This is a genomic window from Vibrio sp. QJM3NY_35, from assembly GCF_057785915.1.
Map to the genome: position 1 here is coordinate 499,051 of NZ_CM173507.1, position 14,781 is coordinate 513,831.

The window sequence follows — 14,781 nt, forward strand, 5'->3', positions numbered from 1 at the left end:
CTGGGCCTCCCTGTAATTGCGCTGACGTAAGACTATCGAATTACAAGATAGATAGTTCGGTCGCCTCGCTGGATATTAAGCGCCAGTACACCAGGTTGTTTTTCAAGAATCTCTCTAAACTCAGCAAGGTTCTTAACCGTTTGACGGTTTACCCCGATGATGATGTCATCTTTCAGAAGTTGATAGGCTTCGGCTGGTGAGCCTTGAGCAACACTTGAGACCTTGACACCCGTTGCAGAGTCACTCTCTGTTGTGTTGGTTAATTCAGCTCCGGCTAGTCCTTCATGGAGCTTCTCAGCCTGTGTCTTATTATTGGTGGATTCACCAAGCGTCACATCAAAGGTTTTGCTCTTACCGTCACGAACCACACCCAGCTCAATCTGCTTACCAGCGCCGAGTGTTGCGACCTTAGCTCTTAACTCGCTGAAGGTATCAATGCGTTTGCCATTAACAGAGACAATAATATCGCCCGCTTTCAGTCCGGCTTTATCTGCTGCGCTGTCAGGGACGATTTGGCTAACAAAGGCGCCTTTACTTGATTCATAACCGAGTGCTTCTGCCAATTCGGAGGTCACTTCTCCGCCTTGAACGCCAAGCATGCCGCGTTTTACTTCACCGAAATCGAGAATTTGTTCTGTCAGATTTGTCATCATATTAGAAGGGATTGCAAAGCCGATACCGACATTACCTCCGTTAGGGCCAAGAATGGCGGTGTTGATACCAATCAGCTCACCGTTGAGGTTCACTAGCGCACCACCAGAGTTACCGCTATTGATTGCTGCATCGGTTTGAATGAAGTTTTCAAAGTTTTCTAGATTCAGGCCGCTACGACCAAGTGCAGAAACAATACCGGATGTCACGGTTTGCCCAAGTCCGAATGGGTTACCGATCGCGACACTAAAATCACCAACTCTTAGTTTGTCTGAGTCTGCGACTTTTATCTGGGTAAGGTTCTTGGCTTCTTCTAATTTTAGCAGTGCGATATCAGACATCTGGTCGCCGCCGATTAGCTCAGCATCGTACTCTCGACCATCATGCAATTTTACTTTGATATCGTCTGCGCCATTAATGACATGGTAATTGGTCACGATATGACCTTTCTTAGCGTCAATGATGACACCAGAGCCTAGCCCGCGGAATGGACGCTCTCGTGTTTGTTCTGGACCAAAAAAGAATTGAAATTGTTCAGGGATTTGCTGACGTTGTACCTGTTTGCCTTCTACGGCAATACTAACCACAGCGGGGGTCACTTGTTCAAGCATAGGAGCAAGGCTTGGTAATTGTTCATTACCCACACTTAATGGCAGTGCGGCTGTTGCTTGAATGGGGGTGATGATTGAACTTAAGCTTAAAGTCAGTACTGATAAAGCAAGCAAAGGTTTTTTCATCATAAACTCCTCTCTAGTTAAGGTCTTAACCCTCTTATACGTTTAATAAGTATGAGAAGTTTCAAATGACCTGAGTGAAAGTTATGACTCAAAAACCTTTGTAAAGTTCACAGAAGTGTTAAATGTTTACGATGCTTTTGCTGTTACAACATCGGGAGCATCCATGATTTCTTTCTTCTGCTCTGTAAATAAACCGGTTGCGCCATTAGCGTAATCTTTCGGTTGTTCCTCAAGTGTCGCCTCTTTTGCTGAAGACTTCTCTTGTGGCTTGTCCGAATGGGCAGCGGCTGTTTTCACAAACGGGTTATCTTGCTCTGGCAGGTTAGGAATCAGCTCTGAGCTTGTTTTTTCCATGTGTTGGTACAGTTTTGTGTAGTCTTTACCTAATGTGTCCAACATTTCTGCTGATTTCGCAAAGTGATCAGCCAGCTCTTGTCGCTGCTGCTCAAGGGCAAACTTTGCGCTATCTAATTCTTTCTGTACGTTCTTTTGTTTTTTGTATTCAGGTGTCATGAGACGAGAAATAGCGACCCCTAAAATAACTCCGACTAGTAAACCGGCAACGGCATACATCCAAGGCATAACAGCTCCTTATTATTGTTTTTTAACATGTTTGTTACTGCTTAGTTACACGTGATACAGCTCCATGGTACTATGAGAAAGCCGCAGTATAAAGAGAAATGCGTGTGCGCTAGTTAGCAGTTTGATGCTGCATTATTCACCACATCACGTTATTCCTCGTACTGTTTGGGCTCATTTTTAGTTGTTGTCTGATATTGCTTTCATTGTGGAAATGTCGTCATGAATCCCATTAAAAAATACGAACAAGATATAAAAGAACATGGATTTCAAAGAGATCCAGCACAAGAGCAAGCCGTTAAATCTTTAGATGAACTCTTTCATCTATTTCAAGATTACATGAATACGCCCATTCCTCAACTGACTCGCTTCCAGAAATTATTGGGCAAAAAGCCAGAACTGCTACAACCACCAAAAGGTCTCTATTTCTGGGGGGGCGTAGGGCGAGGAAAAACGTACCTAATGGATACGTTCTACGATGCCTTACCGACCACTAAAAAAATGCGTGTGCACTTTCACCGCTTTATGTATCGAGTTCATGATGAGCTAAAGGCGCTAGGTAATGTGAGTGATCCATTGCCTTTAGTCGCAGACAAGTTGAAGGAAGAAGCGGACATTATTTGTTTCGACGAATTCTTTGTTTCAGACATCACCGATGCGATGATCCTAGGAACCTTGTTCCAAGAGTTATTCGCTCGAAACGTTATCTTGGTGGCGACCTCTAATATTCCACCCGCGGATCTGTATCGCAACGGATTACAGCGAGCGCGTTTCTTACCGGCCATTAAGCTCATTCAAGACAACTGTCATATCCTTAATGTCGATAGCGGCATTGATTATCGTCTGCGTACCTTAGAACAGGCTGAGATTTACCATTACCCGCTAGATAGCCAAGCGAATATCAATCTCGAAAAGTATTACGCTCAGTTGGTTGGCGAAGATAAAGAGAAGCTTAAGCAGATAGAGGTTAATCACCGTCAATTAGATGTAGTCGAAGCGAGTGATGGCGTACTGCACGGTACCTTTGCTCAGCTTTGTCAGTCGGCTCGTAGCCAGAACGACTATATTGAGTTGTCTCGGGTTTATCACACGGTTCTATTGGCGGATGTGTTGCAAATGGGCGCGACTTCAGATGACGCTGCGAGGCGCTTCATTGCATTAGTTGATGAGTTCTACGAGCGCAATGTGAAACTGATTATTTCAGCGGAAGTGGAGCTAGAAAAGCTATACACCCATGGTCAGCTAGAGTTTGAATTTAAACGTTGTCAGTCGCGTTTAATTGAAATGCAGAGCCATGAATATTTGGCAAAAGAACACTTAAGTTAGCTTTGATTATCTCGAATAAGAAATAGAATTAAAAAAATCGTGATTTTGTTCAAAAAGAGGTGATTTTTTCTTCGCTCTTCTCTATAATCCTGCGACCTACCGTTACTGCGGGCCTCTAGCGATGAGTAAAATCACGTTATGCCAAGAGTTTTCCAACACTCGAAGGGGTGATGAATGGTAACTCTTAGACAGTGGGAATACGCGAGTATTCCTTAAGTGTAAATTTTTTAAATAGGTAATTATTAGCATGAAAACTTTCGTTGCTAAACCAGAAACTGTAAAACGCGACTGGTATGTTGTAGACGCTGAAGGCAAAACTCTTGGCCGTCTAGCAAGTGAAATCGCTTCTCGCCTACGCGGCAAGCACAAAGCAGAATACACTCCTCACGTAGACACTGGTGATTACATCATCGTTGTTAACGCTGAGAAAGTTGCTGTAACTGGTAACAAAGCTAAGGGTAAGGTTTACTACCGTCACTCTGAGTTCCCAGGTGGTCTTAAAACTATCACTTTTGAAAAGCTAATTGCTAAGAAACCAGAAATGGTTCTAGAACTAGCAGTTAAAGGTATGCTTCCACGTGGTCCTCTAGGCCGCGCGATGTACCGTAAGCTTAAAGTGTACGCTGGTACTGAGCACAACCATGTTGCTCAACAGCCACAAGTACTAGACATCTAAGGGGATTATGAAAATGGCAGAGAATCAATACTACGGCACTGGTCGTCGCAAAAGCTCAGCAGCTCGTGTTTTCATCAAACCAGGCTCTGGTGAGATCGTAATCAACAAGCGTAGCCTTGATGTTTACTTCGGTCGTCCAACTTCTCGTATGGTTGTTAAGCAACCTCTTGAGCTAGTTGAACTAACTGAGAAACTTGACCTTTACATCACTGTTTCTGGTGGTGGTATTTCTGGTCAAGCTGGCGCAATCCGCCACGGTATCACTCGCGCTCTTATGGAGTACGATGAAACTCTACGTCCTGCTCTACGTGCAGCTGGCTACGTTACTCGTGACGCTCGTTGCGTTGAACGTAAGAAAGTTGGTCTACGTAAAGCACGTCGTAAACCTCAATTCTCTAAGCGTTAATTTTTCTTTACGAAAAAGTACACGCTCCCAGTTTTACGACTGGAATTGTGGTTCAAAGCTCGGCTATATGCCGAGCTTTTTGTTTTTATACCCCCTCTAAACGCTTCCCCTCCCTCGTTTTATTTCCAAATTCTTATATTTTGAAAGCTTTTGTAACCCAATGTGCGCTTTGCCTCATGATTGTTACAAAAAGGTAGCTTTATCTTGTCAAAAAGTAGGGTTTTATTTATCATTTGCCGTCAATAAATAGAACTAAATACATATTTTGTTAGCCATGCTCTTTAATCGGAATTATTTCAATCCACAAGGAGCAAATGGGAGAATGTTTGGATGAGCAACGCGCCTTTAAATAACGGTCGCAGGCGTTTCTTAACCGCAACAACAGCCGTTGTTGGTGGTTTAGGAGCAGCTGCTGTAGCCGTGCCTTTTATTAAATCATGGAATCCGAGTGCCAAGGCGAAAGCTGCGGGCGCGCCGGTGGAAGTGGAAGTCAGTAAGTTAGAACCGGGACAAATGGTTCGTGTCGAGTGGCAAGGTAAACCTGTATGGGTTGTACGCCGTGCTGAGTCGGTACTAGAAAACCTAAAATCGATCGGTGGTCAACTTCGTGACCCTCAATCTGAAGCTGAACAACAACCAGAATACGCACAGAACGAGTTCCGTTCAATTAAGCCGGAATTCTTCGTTGCTGTTGGTTTCTGTACGCACTTAGGTTGTTCTCCAACTTACCTGCCGGATTCTTTTGCAGAACAAGTTCAGGGTGTTAAGTCTGGTTTCTTCTGTCCTTGTCATGGTTCAAAGTTTGATATGGCAGGTCGAGTATTCCAAGGCGTACCAGCTCCATTGAATCTTGTTGTACCAAAGCATATGTATTTGAGTGACACTAAGATCATGATCGGTGTGGACGAGGGAGACGCGTAATGCAAGGATTGCTTGATTGGGTAGAGAAACGTCTACCCGCGATGAATGCTTATAAAAAGCATTTATCTGAATACCCAATGCCTAAGAACTTTAACTTTTGGTACCTTTTCGGTTCTTTGGCAATGTTGGTACTGGTTAACCAAATCCTTACGGGTATTTGGCTAACAATGAACTACGTACCATCAGGTGAGGGTGCATTTGCTTCTGTTGAATACATCATGCGTGATGTGGAATACGGTTGGCTACTACGTTACATGCACTCAACAGGTGCTTCGGCATTCTTCGTGGTTATCTACCTGCACATGTTCCGTGGCCTAATCTACGGCTCTTACCAAAAACCTCGTGAGCTACTTTGGATCTTCGGTATGTTGATCTTTTTAGTGCTTATGGCTGAGGCTTTCATGGGTTACCTACTACCATGGGGTCAAATGTCTTACTGGGGTGCTCAGGTAATCATTTCTCTGTTTGGTGCGATCCCTGTTATCGGTGATGACCTAACGCTTTGGATCCGTGGTGACTACATCATCTCTGGTGCAACGCTGAACCGTTTCTTCGCACTGCACGTTATCGCTTTACCAATCGTACTTCTGCTGCTTATCGTACTTCACGTACTGGCACTGCACGAAGTGGGTTCGAACAACCCAGACGGTATCGAGACGAAACTTCCTAAAGGCACAATGGGCGACGACTACAAAACTCAGTTCCCATTCCACAAGGATTACACTAAGAAATACGACATCATTGACTCTATTCCTTTCCACCCATACGGGACTGTGAAAGATATGGTTGGTGTGGCCGGTTTCCTATTCTTCTTCTGTTATGTGCTGTTCTTTAACCCAGAAATGGGTGGGTTCTTCCTTGAGCCGCCAAACTTTGAAGCTGCTAACCCACTGAAAACACCAGAGCACATCGCTCCGGTATGGTACTTCACGCCGTTTTACGCAATTCTGCGTGCTGTTCCTGATAAGTTGCTAGGTGTTGTAGCAATGGGCGCATCTATTGTTGTGCTATTCCTACTACCATGGTTCGACCGTTGTAAAGTGCGTTCTTACCGTTACCGTAGCAAACTGCATTTGATTAATATCATCCAATTCACAATAAGCTTTATTGCGCTTGGTGTACTTGGTGCGCTTCCAGCAACGCCAACATACACGCTACTGGCTCAAATCTTTAGCTTAGGTTACTTCATGTTCTTCGTTCTACTGTGGTTCTACAGTAAAAATGAAGCGACGAAACCATTACCAGAAAGGGTGACATTCAAATGAAAAAGTGGATTGTAATTTTATTTGCTATGTTGCCTTCACTGGTGATGGCAGCGGGTGCAAACGTACCATTAGACAAAGCGAACAATGATTTAACAGACAAAGCTTCATTGCAAAATGGCGCTAAGATGTTCATGAACTACTGTTTCGCTTGTCACTCAACGCAGTACCAGCGCTATGAACGTGTTGCGAATGATTTAGAGATCCCCGTTGATCTTATGAAGGAAAACCTGATTTTTGACCCTGAAGCGAAAATCGGTGACCTGATGGTTAATGCTATGCCTTCTGATCAAGCGGCAAGTTGGTTTGGTGCTCCGCCACCAGACCTAACATTGGTTGCTCGTGTTCGTGGTGCAGACTGGCTGTACACTTACCTTCGTACTTTCTATGAAGATCCGTCTCGTCCATTTGGCGTGAACAACATTGTTTTCCCAAGCGTTGGTATGCCGCACGTTCTTGAAGAACTGCAAGGTATCCCAACACCAATCTATGATACTCATATGGTAGATGGCGAGGAAGTGACGGTTGTTGTCGGCACTGAGACTGACGGCTCTGGCGAATTAAGTGCTGGTGAATACGACGAAGCTGTTCGTGACCTTGTTAACTTTTTGGTTTACTCGGGCGACCCAGTTCAACTTGAGCGTCACGCTATGGGTTGGTGGGTAATGGCCTTCTTAGTAATCTTCACTATCATCGTGATTTTGCTGAAGAAAGAGTATTGGCGTGATGTGCACTAATTGTGCTATAATACCGTGCTAATTCCCAAATTATGTTAATGTTCAATGGAGGCTTTAGGCCTCCATTGTTTTTATTTAAAGTGTACTGGAGGGCTCCATGGCTGTAGCTGCCAATAAACGTTCTGTAATGACTCTTTTCTCAAGTGCTTCTGATATGTATAGCCATCAGGTGCGCATCGTTCTTGCTGAAAAAGGCGTAAGTGTTGAAGTTGAGTTGGTTGATGAAAAAAATCTACCAGCAGAGCTTGTTGAACTGAACCCGTACAAATCAGTACCTACTCTTGTTGATCGTGAGCTTGCTCTATATGACTCAAAGATCATCATGGAATACCTAGATGAGCGTTTTCCTCATCCACCTTTGATGCCTGTATACCCGGTTGCTCGTGGTAACAGCCGTCTAATGATGTACCGCATTGAGCGTAACTGGTATTCAGTTGCAGAGAAGATCGTTAAAGGCAACGCTGAAGAATCTGAAGCAGCTCGCGTTAAACTGCGCAACGACCTACTGACTCTTGCTCCTATCTTCGCTGAGTATGAATACTTCATGAGCGAAGAGTTTAGCCTAATTGATTGTTACCTAGCTCCGCTACTATGGCGTTTACCTGAGCTTGGTATCGAACTGATTGGTCCTGGTTCTAAAGAGCTTAAGATTTACATGAACCGCGTATTCGAACGTGATTCATTCCTAGCTTCTCTAACTGAAGCTGAGCGTGAGATGCGACTCGTTCGCTAAGCGTTTATGGATATTTCAAATATGACTCCACGCCGACCATACATGCTTCGTGCATTTTATGAGTGGCTGGTTGATAACGAACTAACTCCACACCTTGTTGTTGAAGCAACATTGCCGGGTGTGCGAGTTCCAGAAGAGTTTGTTCAAGATGGTCAGATCATTCTGAACATCGCGCCTCGTGCGGTTGGACAACTTGAACTGGGTAACGAAGCTGTGACGTTTAGTGCTCGCTTTAGTGGTCGTCCACACTCTGTGATCGTTCCGCTTTACGCAGTACAAGCGATTTATGCTCGTGAAAATGGTGCTGGTACCATGTTTGAACCTGAAGAGGCTTACATGGAAGCGTTTGAAGAAGGGATTGAAGAAAGTCCTTTTGAAGAACAAGAGAAAGGCCCATCTTTGAGCGTAGCAACGGCAGACGTAGATGCTGAAGAGCCTGACTCAGATCCTGAGCCACCTCGTCCAGCGAAAGGTCGCCCAAGCCTTCGTGTTATCAAATAACGTTAGTTAAATAACGAACCAAATAAAAAAGCAGCGACTCGTCGCTGCTTTTTCTTTTCTGCTATATAGCATTTAATTGACTGGCTTACGGCTAGTTAACAGCCGTCTCTTCTTCACCGTATTCAAACGCTCGAATAACCTGTTTTACGCCAGATATGTTACGCGCAACTTCTGTCGCGATATCGGCATGCTCTCTAGTCACGAGGCCAAGCAGGAATACTTCTGAATCCTCAGTAATCACTTTTACTTTGATGCCGTTAAGCTCAGCATTTGCAAGCAGAGCTGACTTCACTTTAGTGGTAATCCAGCTGTCTTTACTGATAGCGCTCACAGACAATGGCTCTTTCACTCGAACTTGATTGTGGATGCTCTCAACGCCAGCCACTTCTTTGGCTTGGTTTTCAAAAGCGCGACGTTCTGAATCTGTGGTCGCTTGCCCCATCAGTACCACCGAACCTCGGTATGAGCTTGCGGTGACGCGTACGTTGCCACGGAAAGGTTGTTTATTGGTAATCGCTGCAACTTCGAATTCGATGTTGTTGTCGTTCCAAATCTCTTTGGTGGTTCGTGTATCAGTGACTAGGTTTGCTGTAGTTGCTGCACCAGCAATGAAAATGCCAGCACAACCAGACAGAGACAGTGTAAGTAGCGAAACACTAATCAGCTTAAACAGCCTCATAGAGGTTAATGATTTCATTGTGATGCTCCGTCTATCACTCTTCGTGAGCAGGGAAGAGTACTTGATCGATTAGGTCACATAGGCAGTGGAGTGTCACCATGTGTACTTCATGAATGCGTGCTGTACGGTGTGAAGGGATACGAATCTCTACATCGTGTTCACCAAGCAAGCCTGCCATTTCGCCACCATCTTTACCGGTAAAGGCGATGATGGTCATGTCGCGAGTTACCGCCGCTTCCATTGCCTTGATGATGTTCTTGCTGTTACCGCTAGTCGAGATAGCCAGCAGGATATCGCCAGTTTGACCAAACGCACGCACCTGCTTAGAGAAGATCTCTTCATAGTGGTAGTCGTTAGCCACGGCTGTTAGCGTGGTGTTGTCTGCTGTGAGTGCCATCGCAGGAAGGCTAGGGCGCTCTGTTTCAAATCGGTTGAGTAGGCACGATACAAATTGCTGAGCATTCGACGCCGAACCACCATTACCACAACAAAGAATTTTGTTTCCGTTAAGCAAGGTCGCAACCATTGCTTGAGCGGCATGCGTGATTGCGTCAGGCAGAGCTTCTGCAGCCGCAATTTGGATTTGAATACTTTCTGTGAAACTTTCTTTAATGCTGTCTAGCATGTTTATCCTTGGGTAATCGCGTTTTGAATCCAGTCGATAGTGTCATTCGGCCCTTCAATGGCAACAATATCAAACCTGAAATCTGTAGAGTGCACCGACAAGCCTTGCTGCATAAGCCAAACATTGGCTGTTTTGAGCAGTTTCTGTGACTTCTTGACAGTCACCATTTCAGCGGCATGTCCGTAGCGGGTTTGCTTGCGGTATTTTACCTCAGCAAACACAACCGTATTGTTATGGCGCATTATAAGATCAATCTCGCCACATTTTGCTATGAAGTTTTCTTCTATTAACGATAAACCGTGGTTAATCAGATAAGATTTTGCCACGGTCTCGTATTTATCACCCACTTGTTTGTGGGTGATGGTTGGTTTGGATAGGAACTTTCGGCTAAAAAGCCCCATGCTCTGCCCAGCTGATTTCACGTTGAACCACACAGTTGTTATCGATGGTTAGCACACCCGTTTCACCTGGAATGCTGTAACCCTGTACTGCTTTCATCTGTGGCAGTGCATCCATTAGGTAGTAGGCATCCATTCCTAGTGCTTGCAGACGCTTTTGGCCGTTTGAGTGTGCAGGCCATAGGTCGTTGAGCTCTTTATTAAGCTCGTTTTTATTCTCAACTAATAGCGGGATATCGCTGTAGAACACACCTGTTAGGTCTTCATACTGCTTATCACCGCTGTTGCTGCGTGAGTTTGAGAACAGAGCGGGTTGGCTCGCATCAGGGTTAATTGCAACTTCAATGAAGGGTTTGATTAGCGTTAGCTCTGAGTTCTTAGCCACAATGTAGACAGAATCGATATCACGACGGCTGCGTGGCTCTGTTTCTAGGTCTAGGTTCAGTAACCCGTCCATTTGAGCGATACGTTGTTGGCTCTCTTGCAAGCCGAATACCTGATTCACATTACGTTGCAGTTGGCGTTTGTCAGAGAACAAGCTGATAGCAACATCGTTGCTGCTGTATTTTTTCCACTCTTCTTTAAACGCTTGCTCAACACGCTCACCTAAACGTCCTCTTGGCGCAAGGATAAGCGGGTACTTGTAGCCTTGAGCAAATAGGTGTTTCGCTGCCTGAGCGACTTCTTGTTCTGGCGATAGAGCGAGATAACAAATGTTGGTATCTGGTTCTAGTTGCGTTGGAATGTTCAGAGCTAATGCTGGAATCGAGTTTTCGTGGTTTTTCTGCGCTTGCTGAAGCTTAGTTATGTTGCTCTTAATCAGCGGGCCAACGATGAAATCAACGTTGTTTTCTTCCAGTGTCGCTTTGATTTCAGCTGCACTTTGCACGTTGGTATCCATTACCGTCAGCGTTGCATCTTCTTCACGCTCTTTGTCATTCATCATCGCAAAGATGAAACCGTCACGTACAAGTTGTGCTTGCTTACCGTATTTACCGGTTAGAGGCAGTAATAGTGCAGTGCTGGTTGGCTTGCTGATCTCTAGCGCCAAGATGTCAGTGATCGCCTGAGGTGTGTATGTCGCTGCTGGGTGCTGAGGGTTCTCTGCTAGCCAATTAGACAGGGTTTCCTGCAGGTTTGGAAGGTTTGAGTTCAGCGTCTTCATGTAAATCGCCAGCTGTAACCAACCTGCAAGAACGTCTTCTGTAGGCGACGTCTTAAGCTCTAGAATCTCATATTGAGAGTAGCTATTTAGGTTCTGCCAAATACGGTCAGCAGCTTGTTGTTGGAGCTCGTCGTCAGCGTCTAGATATTCTGAATAAAGAACTAACTCACGGCTTGCTTCAAAATACTCGCTTTGCATTTCAGAAATGTTCGCGCGTAGCTCGTGATAATCTTTCCACTGCTCGTTCGGAAGTTTCCACCAAGGCTGGAAGTTCAGTTGGCTATAAGCTTGTTCAGGCTGCGAGTTATTCACCAACAGTTGAGCGCGAGCTAATTGCCATTCCGCTTGTTGCGTTTCGCTCAGCTCTTGTTTTGCTAAGCGTTTGATCAGCAGAGTGGCTTGATCGGTTTTTCCAGCTTGCACAGAAGCCTTAAGTGCCATGATTAACCAGTCGTTTTGTAGACTTCCTTTGCTACTATCCGCCTGCATCATGTAACTTTCAGTTGATTGCGCTGGATCTAGTGTAATATCAACGCTCGTTGGTGCTTGAGGACCTGAAGAACAAGCCGCCAATGTAATTGCTAATGCAATTGGAGTTAGTAAGCGTGGTACACTGAGTCTCTTATGGTTCATCGTTGCCATGAGTTCTTTAAATTCCGTATAAATTTGTATCTATATTAATCGTTGAAGTGATGGTAAACAAATGACAGATAACAAAACCTTGCTCACAGAGAGCCCAACTCTCTACATTGTGCCAACCCCAATCGGAAATTTGGGAGATATCACTCAAAGAGCAATTGAAATTTTATCAAGTGTCGATGTTATTGCAGCCGAAGACACACGCCACACGGGTAAGCTGCTTGCTCACTTCAATATATCAACCAGAACGTTCGCTTTACATGAGCATAATGAACAAACTAAAGCACAAGTTCTAGTCGAAAGGTTATTAGAAGGTCAGTCTATCGCATTAGTCTCTGATGCGGGTACTCCTTTAATTAGTGACCCAGGTTACCATCTTGTCTCACAATGTCGTCAAGCGGGTGTGAGAGTTGTGCCACTTCCTGGTGCTTGTGCTGTGATTACCGCGTTGAGTGCTTCTGGTTTACCGTCGGATCGTTTCAGTTTTGAAGGCTTCTTGCCACCAAAGAGCAAAGGTCGTAAAGACAAGTTCTTAGAGATCGCAAAAGCAGAGCGCACTTGCATCTTCTATGAATCACCGCACCGTATTTCAGACTCTCTACAAGACATGCTTGAGATTCTTGGTCCTGACCGTGAGGTTGTATTGGCGCGTGAGCTAACCAAAACCTTCGAAACCATCCAAGGGCTGCCACTGGGTGAACTTATTGAGTGGATTGAAGAAGACGCGAACCGTAAACGTGGTGAGATGGTGTTACTGATTCACGGCCACCGTGAAGAAGCGAGCACAGAATTGCCAGACGAAGCGACTCGCACACTAGGCATTCTAACCAAAGAGCTGCCTCTTAAAAAAGCGGCGGCGATGACGGCAGAAATCTACAATCTGAAAAAGAACGCTTTATACAAATGGGGCCTAGAGCATCTAGACAACTAGATAACTCTTTATAGACTAGATACCTATTTATAGAGTAGATAACCTTTATTGAAAAAGCTTGTGAGGAATGATGGTATTGCCGTCATTCCTCTTTTTTTGTCTGAATTGTGTAAAAATTACGCAGTTGCTTAGAGGTTTGCACCATATTTGTGATCTCGCTAGACACTGCACCCTAATCTCTATACAATCCGCCCTCGGAGTTGAACGGGTAATCGCTGCTTTGCTGATGTCCTTCGGGAGACTGACGTTGAGGTCCTTCGGGAAACTGACGTTGAAGTCCTTCGGGAGACTGGTAGAGGGGAGGAACGTCCGGGCTCCATAGAGCAGGGTGCCAGATAACGTCTGGGGGGCGCGAGCCCACGACAAGTGCAGCAGAGAGAAGACCGCCGATGGCCTCATTTCTTCGGAAGGGGTACAGGTAAGGCTGAAAGGGTGCGGTAAGAGCGCACCGTGCGACTGGCAACAGTTCGTAGCAAGGTAAACTCCACCCGGAGCAAGATCAAATAGGCCCTCACATTGCGTTGCTCGCGTATGGGGGCGGGTAGATTGCTTGAGCCTGTGAGCGATTGCAGGCCTAGACGAATGGTTACCGCCGCGCAAGCGGAACAGAACCCGGCGTATGTGTCAACTCCACCTATATAAAGAACCCATCATTACTTAACGGTAGTGATGGGTTTTTTGCTTTATATTGACGTAAATTATTTAGATTTCCTTAGAATCCTTCATCCTGATATGAGCTTGGGTCAAAAATTCCCAAAGCCTATACACAATATGGTGGAGATACGGCGTGAAATCAGTACACTAAAACGTTAATAGAACAAATTATTGCCGAACTAATGGCTCAATCCACTCACTGAGAAGACTATGACAGAAGCATTCAAACATATTTCAGTATTGCTTAACGAATCTATTGACGGACTTGCGATCAAACCTGACGGTACCTACATCGATGGTACTTTTGGCCGTGGTGGTCACAGCCGTACAATCCTGTCTAAACTGGGCGAGAATGGACGACTCTTTAGTATTGACCGCGATCCACAAGCGATTGCAGAAGCGCAAAAGATTGATGACCCTCGTTTTACGATTATTCACGGCCCGTTCTCAGGTATGGCTGAATATGCAGAGCGTTATGACTTAGTCGGTCAAGTGGATGGCGTTTTACTGGATCTAGGTGTTTCTTCACCACAGCTAGATGATGCTGAGCGTGGCTTTAGCTTCATGAAAGACGGCCCGCTTGATATGCGTATGGACCCAACAACTGGTATTCCTGTTTCTCAGTGGTTAGTTGAAGCGGATCTTGATGATATCACTTGGGTTATTCGTGAGTTCGGTGAAGACAAACACGCTCGTCGTATCGCGAAAGGAATCATCGCTTATCAAGAGAATGAAGAGAACGAACCACTAACGCGCACTGGTCAGTTGGCTAAGCTTATCTCGGATGTAGCTCCAAAAAGCTTCAAAGAGAAAAAGCACCCAGCAACACGTGCTTTCCAAGCCTTCCGTATCTATATCAACAGCGAACTTGAAGAGATCGATACCGCACTGAAAGGTGCAGCAAGCATTCTTGCTCCTCAAGGTCGTATCTCTGTTATCAGCTTCCACTCCCTTGAAGACCGCATGGTGAAGCGCTTTATCCGTAAAGAGAGCCAAGGGCCACAGGTTCCTCATGGTTTACCGCTAACAGAAGATCAAATTAAAGCTTTAGGTAGTGCCGATCTAAAACCAATTGGTAAAGCGATCAAGCCTTCTAAAGATGAAGTGGATGAGAATACTCGTTCGCGTAGCTCAGTATTACGAATCGCAGAAAAGCTATAG

General features: G+C 45.2%; 16 protein-coding genes and 1 other RNA gene. 11 read left to right on the forward strand and 6 right to left on the reverse strand.

Translation table 11 applies throughout. The features are described 5' to 3' along the window. Nucleotides 1-32 precede the first annotated feature (32 nt). Together AC3CH3_RS02295 and zapG are read right to left on the reverse strand one after the other, a co-directional pair. Nucleotides 33-1,388, reverse strand: coding sequence for a Do family serine endopeptidase (locus tag AC3CH3_RS02295; RefSeq protein WP_488538146.1), 1,356 nt, complete (start codon nt 1,386-1,388; stop codon nt 33-35). 126 nt (nt 1,389-1,514) lie between these two features. Then, nucleotides 1,515-1,970: a Z-ring associated protein ZapG gene (zapG, locus tag AC3CH3_RS02300; RefSeq protein ID WP_019824592.1), complete on the reverse strand. Its 456-nt coding sequence runs from the start codon at nt 1,968-1,970 to the stop codon at nt 1,515-1,517. A gap of 219 nt (nt 1,971-2,189) precedes the next feature. On the opposite strand from zapG, the gene zapE reads away from it, so the two are divergent. The 8 genes from zapE (at nt 2,190) to sspB (ending at nt 8,529) form a co-directional block, all read left to right on the forward strand. Continuing rightward, nucleotides 2,190-3,293, forward strand: coding sequence for a cell division protein ZapE (gene zapE / locus AC3CH3_RS02305; protein WP_488537652.1), 1,104 nt, complete (start codon nt 2,190-2,192; stop codon nt 3,291-3,293). 247 nt (nt 3,294-3,540) lie between these two features. Next, complete coding sequence (gene rplM, locus AC3CH3_RS02310) at nt 3,541-3,969, forward strand: 50S ribosomal protein L13 (RefSeq protein ID WP_010434689.1); 429 nt, start codon at nt 3,541-3,543, stop codon at nt 3,967-3,969. 13 nt (nt 3,970-3,982) lie between these two features. After that, nucleotides 3,983-4,375, forward strand: coding sequence for a 30S ribosomal protein S9 (gene rpsI, locus AC3CH3_RS02315; protein WP_004740758.1), 393 nt, complete (start codon nt 3,983-3,985; stop codon nt 4,373-4,375). Nucleotides 4,376-4,705: 330 nt separating this feature from the next. Further along, a complete protein-coding gene (gene petA, locus AC3CH3_RS02320; RefSeq protein WP_017061434.1) occupies nt 4,706-5,296 on the forward strand; it encodes a ubiquinol-cytochrome c reductase iron-sulfur subunit in 591 nt (196 codons plus the stop codon). Continuing rightward, the gene (locus AC3CH3_RS02325; protein WP_017061435.1) at nt 5,296-6,561 is read left to right on the forward strand and encodes a cytochrome b; all 1,266 of its coding nucleotides are present in this window, start codon (nt 5,296-5,298) and stop codon (nt 6,559-6,561) included. Before petA ends, AC3CH3_RS02325 begins: the two co-directional genes overlap by 1 nt. Next, a complete protein-coding gene (locus AC3CH3_RS02330; RefSeq protein ID WP_017061436.1) occupies nt 6,558-7,295 on the forward strand; it encodes a cytochrome c1 in 738 nt (245 codons plus the stop codon). Before AC3CH3_RS02325 ends, AC3CH3_RS02330 begins: the two co-directional genes overlap by 4 nt. A gap of 97 nt (nt 7,296-7,392) precedes the next feature. Further along, on the forward strand, nt 7,393-8,028 hold the full coding sequence (sspA, locus tag AC3CH3_RS02335) for a stringent starvation protein SspA (protein WP_009848943.1): 636 nt from the start codon (nt 7,393-7,395) through the stop codon (nt 8,026-8,028). 21 nt (nt 8,029-8,049) lie between these two features. Next, nucleotides 8,050-8,529, forward strand: a complete 480-nt coding sequence (gene sspB / locus AC3CH3_RS02340; protein WP_488537653.1) for a ClpXP protease specificity-enhancing factor — start codon at nt 8,050-8,052, stop codon at nt 8,527-8,529. Between the two features lie 91 nt (nt 8,530-8,620). On the opposite strand, the gene AC3CH3_RS02345 is transcribed toward sspB, so the two are convergent. The 4 genes from AC3CH3_RS02345 to AC3CH3_RS02360 are packed head-to-tail and all read right to left on the reverse strand — an operon-like array spanning nt 8,621 to nt 12,038. Next, nucleotides 8,621-9,226 (reverse strand): BON domain-containing protein, encoded by a 606-nt coding sequence (locus AC3CH3_RS02345; protein ID WP_017059276.1) that lies wholly within the window; start codon nt 9,224-9,226, stop codon nt 8,621-8,623. Nucleotides 9,227-9,242: 16 nt separating this feature from the next. After that, on the reverse strand, nt 9,243-9,833 hold the full coding sequence (locus tag AC3CH3_RS02350; protein ID WP_004729817.1) for a phosphoheptose isomerase: 591 nt from the start codon (nt 9,831-9,833) through the stop codon (nt 9,243-9,245). 2 nt (nt 9,834-9,835) lie between these two features. Beyond that, entirely contained in the window at nt 9,836-10,234 is a 399-nt protein-coding gene (locus AC3CH3_RS02355) for a YraN family protein (RefSeq protein WP_029405593.1), read from the reverse strand. Further along, complete coding sequence (locus AC3CH3_RS02360; protein WP_488537654.1) at nt 10,221-12,038, reverse strand: penicillin-binding protein activator; 1,818 nt, start codon at nt 12,036-12,038, stop codon at nt 10,221-10,223. Before AC3CH3_RS02360 ends, AC3CH3_RS02355 begins: the two co-directional genes overlap by 14 nt. A gap of 61 nt (nt 12,039-12,099) precedes the next feature. Between AC3CH3_RS02360 and rsmI the strand changes: the two genes are divergently transcribed. From rsmI to rsmH, 3 genes are all read left to right on the forward strand, one after another. Next, a complete protein-coding gene (gene rsmI / locus AC3CH3_RS02365) occupies nt 12,100-12,966 on the forward strand; it encodes a 16S rRNA (cytidine(1402)-2'-O)-methyltransferase (protein WP_488537655.1) in 867 nt (288 codons plus the stop codon). Between the two features lie 196 nt (nt 12,967-13,162). After that, nucleotides 13,163-13,602, forward strand: an RNA gene (gene rnpB / locus AC3CH3_RS02370) — RNase P RNA component class A. 228 nt (nt 13,603-13,830) lie between these two features. Next, nucleotides 13,831-14,781, forward strand: coding sequence for a 16S rRNA (cytosine(1402)-N(4))-methyltransferase RsmH (rsmH, locus tag AC3CH3_RS02375; RefSeq protein ID WP_017084764.1), 951 nt, complete (start codon nt 13,831-13,833; stop codon nt 14,779-14,781).

Excerpts from the sequence above, each read along its gene's own strand:
- zapE (WP_488537652.1), top strand. The coding sequence starts at position 2,190 with ATGAATCCCATTAAAAAATACGAACAAGATATAAAAGAACATGGATTT.
- AC3CH3_RS02330 (WP_017061436.1), top strand. The coding sequence starts at position 6,558 with ATGAAAAAGTGGATTGTAATTTTATTTGCTATGTTGCCTTCACTGGTG.
- AC3CH3_RS02345 (WP_017059276.1), bottom strand. The coding sequence starts at position 9,226 with ATGAAATCATTAACCTCTATGAGGCTGTTTAAGCTGATTAGTGTTTCG.
- rsmI (WP_488537655.1), top strand. The coding sequence starts at position 12,100 with ATGACAGATAACAAAACCTTGCTCACAGAGAGCCCAACTCTCTACATT.
- zapG (WP_019824592.1), bottom strand. The coding sequence starts at position 1,970 with ATGCCTTGGATGTATGCCGTTGCCGGTTTACTAGTCGGAGTTATTTTA.
- rsmH (WP_017084764.1), top strand. The coding sequence starts at position 13,831 with ATGACAGAAGCATTCAAACATATTTCAGTATTGCTTAACGAATCTATT.
- sspB (WP_488537653.1), top strand. The coding sequence starts at position 8,050 with ATGACTCCACGCCGACCATACATGCTTCGTGCATTTTATGAGTGGCTG.
- petA (WP_017061434.1), top strand. The coding sequence starts at position 4,706 with ATGAGCAACGCGCCTTTAAATAACGGTCGCAGGCGTTTCTTAACCGCA.
- AC3CH3_RS02295 (WP_488538146.1), bottom strand. The coding sequence starts at position 1,388 with ATGAAAAAACCTTTGCTTGCTTTATCAGTACTGACTTTAAGCTTAAGT.
- AC3CH3_RS02355 (WP_029405593.1), bottom strand. The coding sequence starts at position 10,234 with ATGGGGCTTTTTAGCCGAAAGTTCCTATCCAAACCAACCATCACCCAC.
- AC3CH3_RS02350 (WP_004729817.1), bottom strand. The coding sequence starts at position 9,833 with ATGCTAGACAGCATTAAAGAAAGTTTCACAGAAAGTATTCAAATCCAA.
- sspA (WP_009848943.1), top strand. The coding sequence starts at position 7,393 with ATGGCTGTAGCTGCCAATAAACGTTCTGTAATGACTCTTTTCTCAAGT.
- AC3CH3_RS02360 (WP_488537654.1), bottom strand. The coding sequence starts at position 12,038 with ATGGCAACGATGAACCATAAGAGACTCAGTGTACCACGCTTACTAACT.
- rplM (WP_010434689.1), top strand. The coding sequence starts at position 3,541 with ATGAAAACTTTCGTTGCTAAACCAGAAACTGTAAAACGCGACTGGTAT.
- AC3CH3_RS02325 (WP_017061435.1), top strand. The coding sequence starts at position 5,296 with ATGCAAGGATTGCTTGATTGGGTAGAGAAACGTCTACCCGCGATGAAT.
- rpsI (WP_004740758.1), top strand. The coding sequence starts at position 3,983 with ATGGCAGAGAATCAATACTACGGCACTGGTCGTCGCAAAAGCTCAGCA.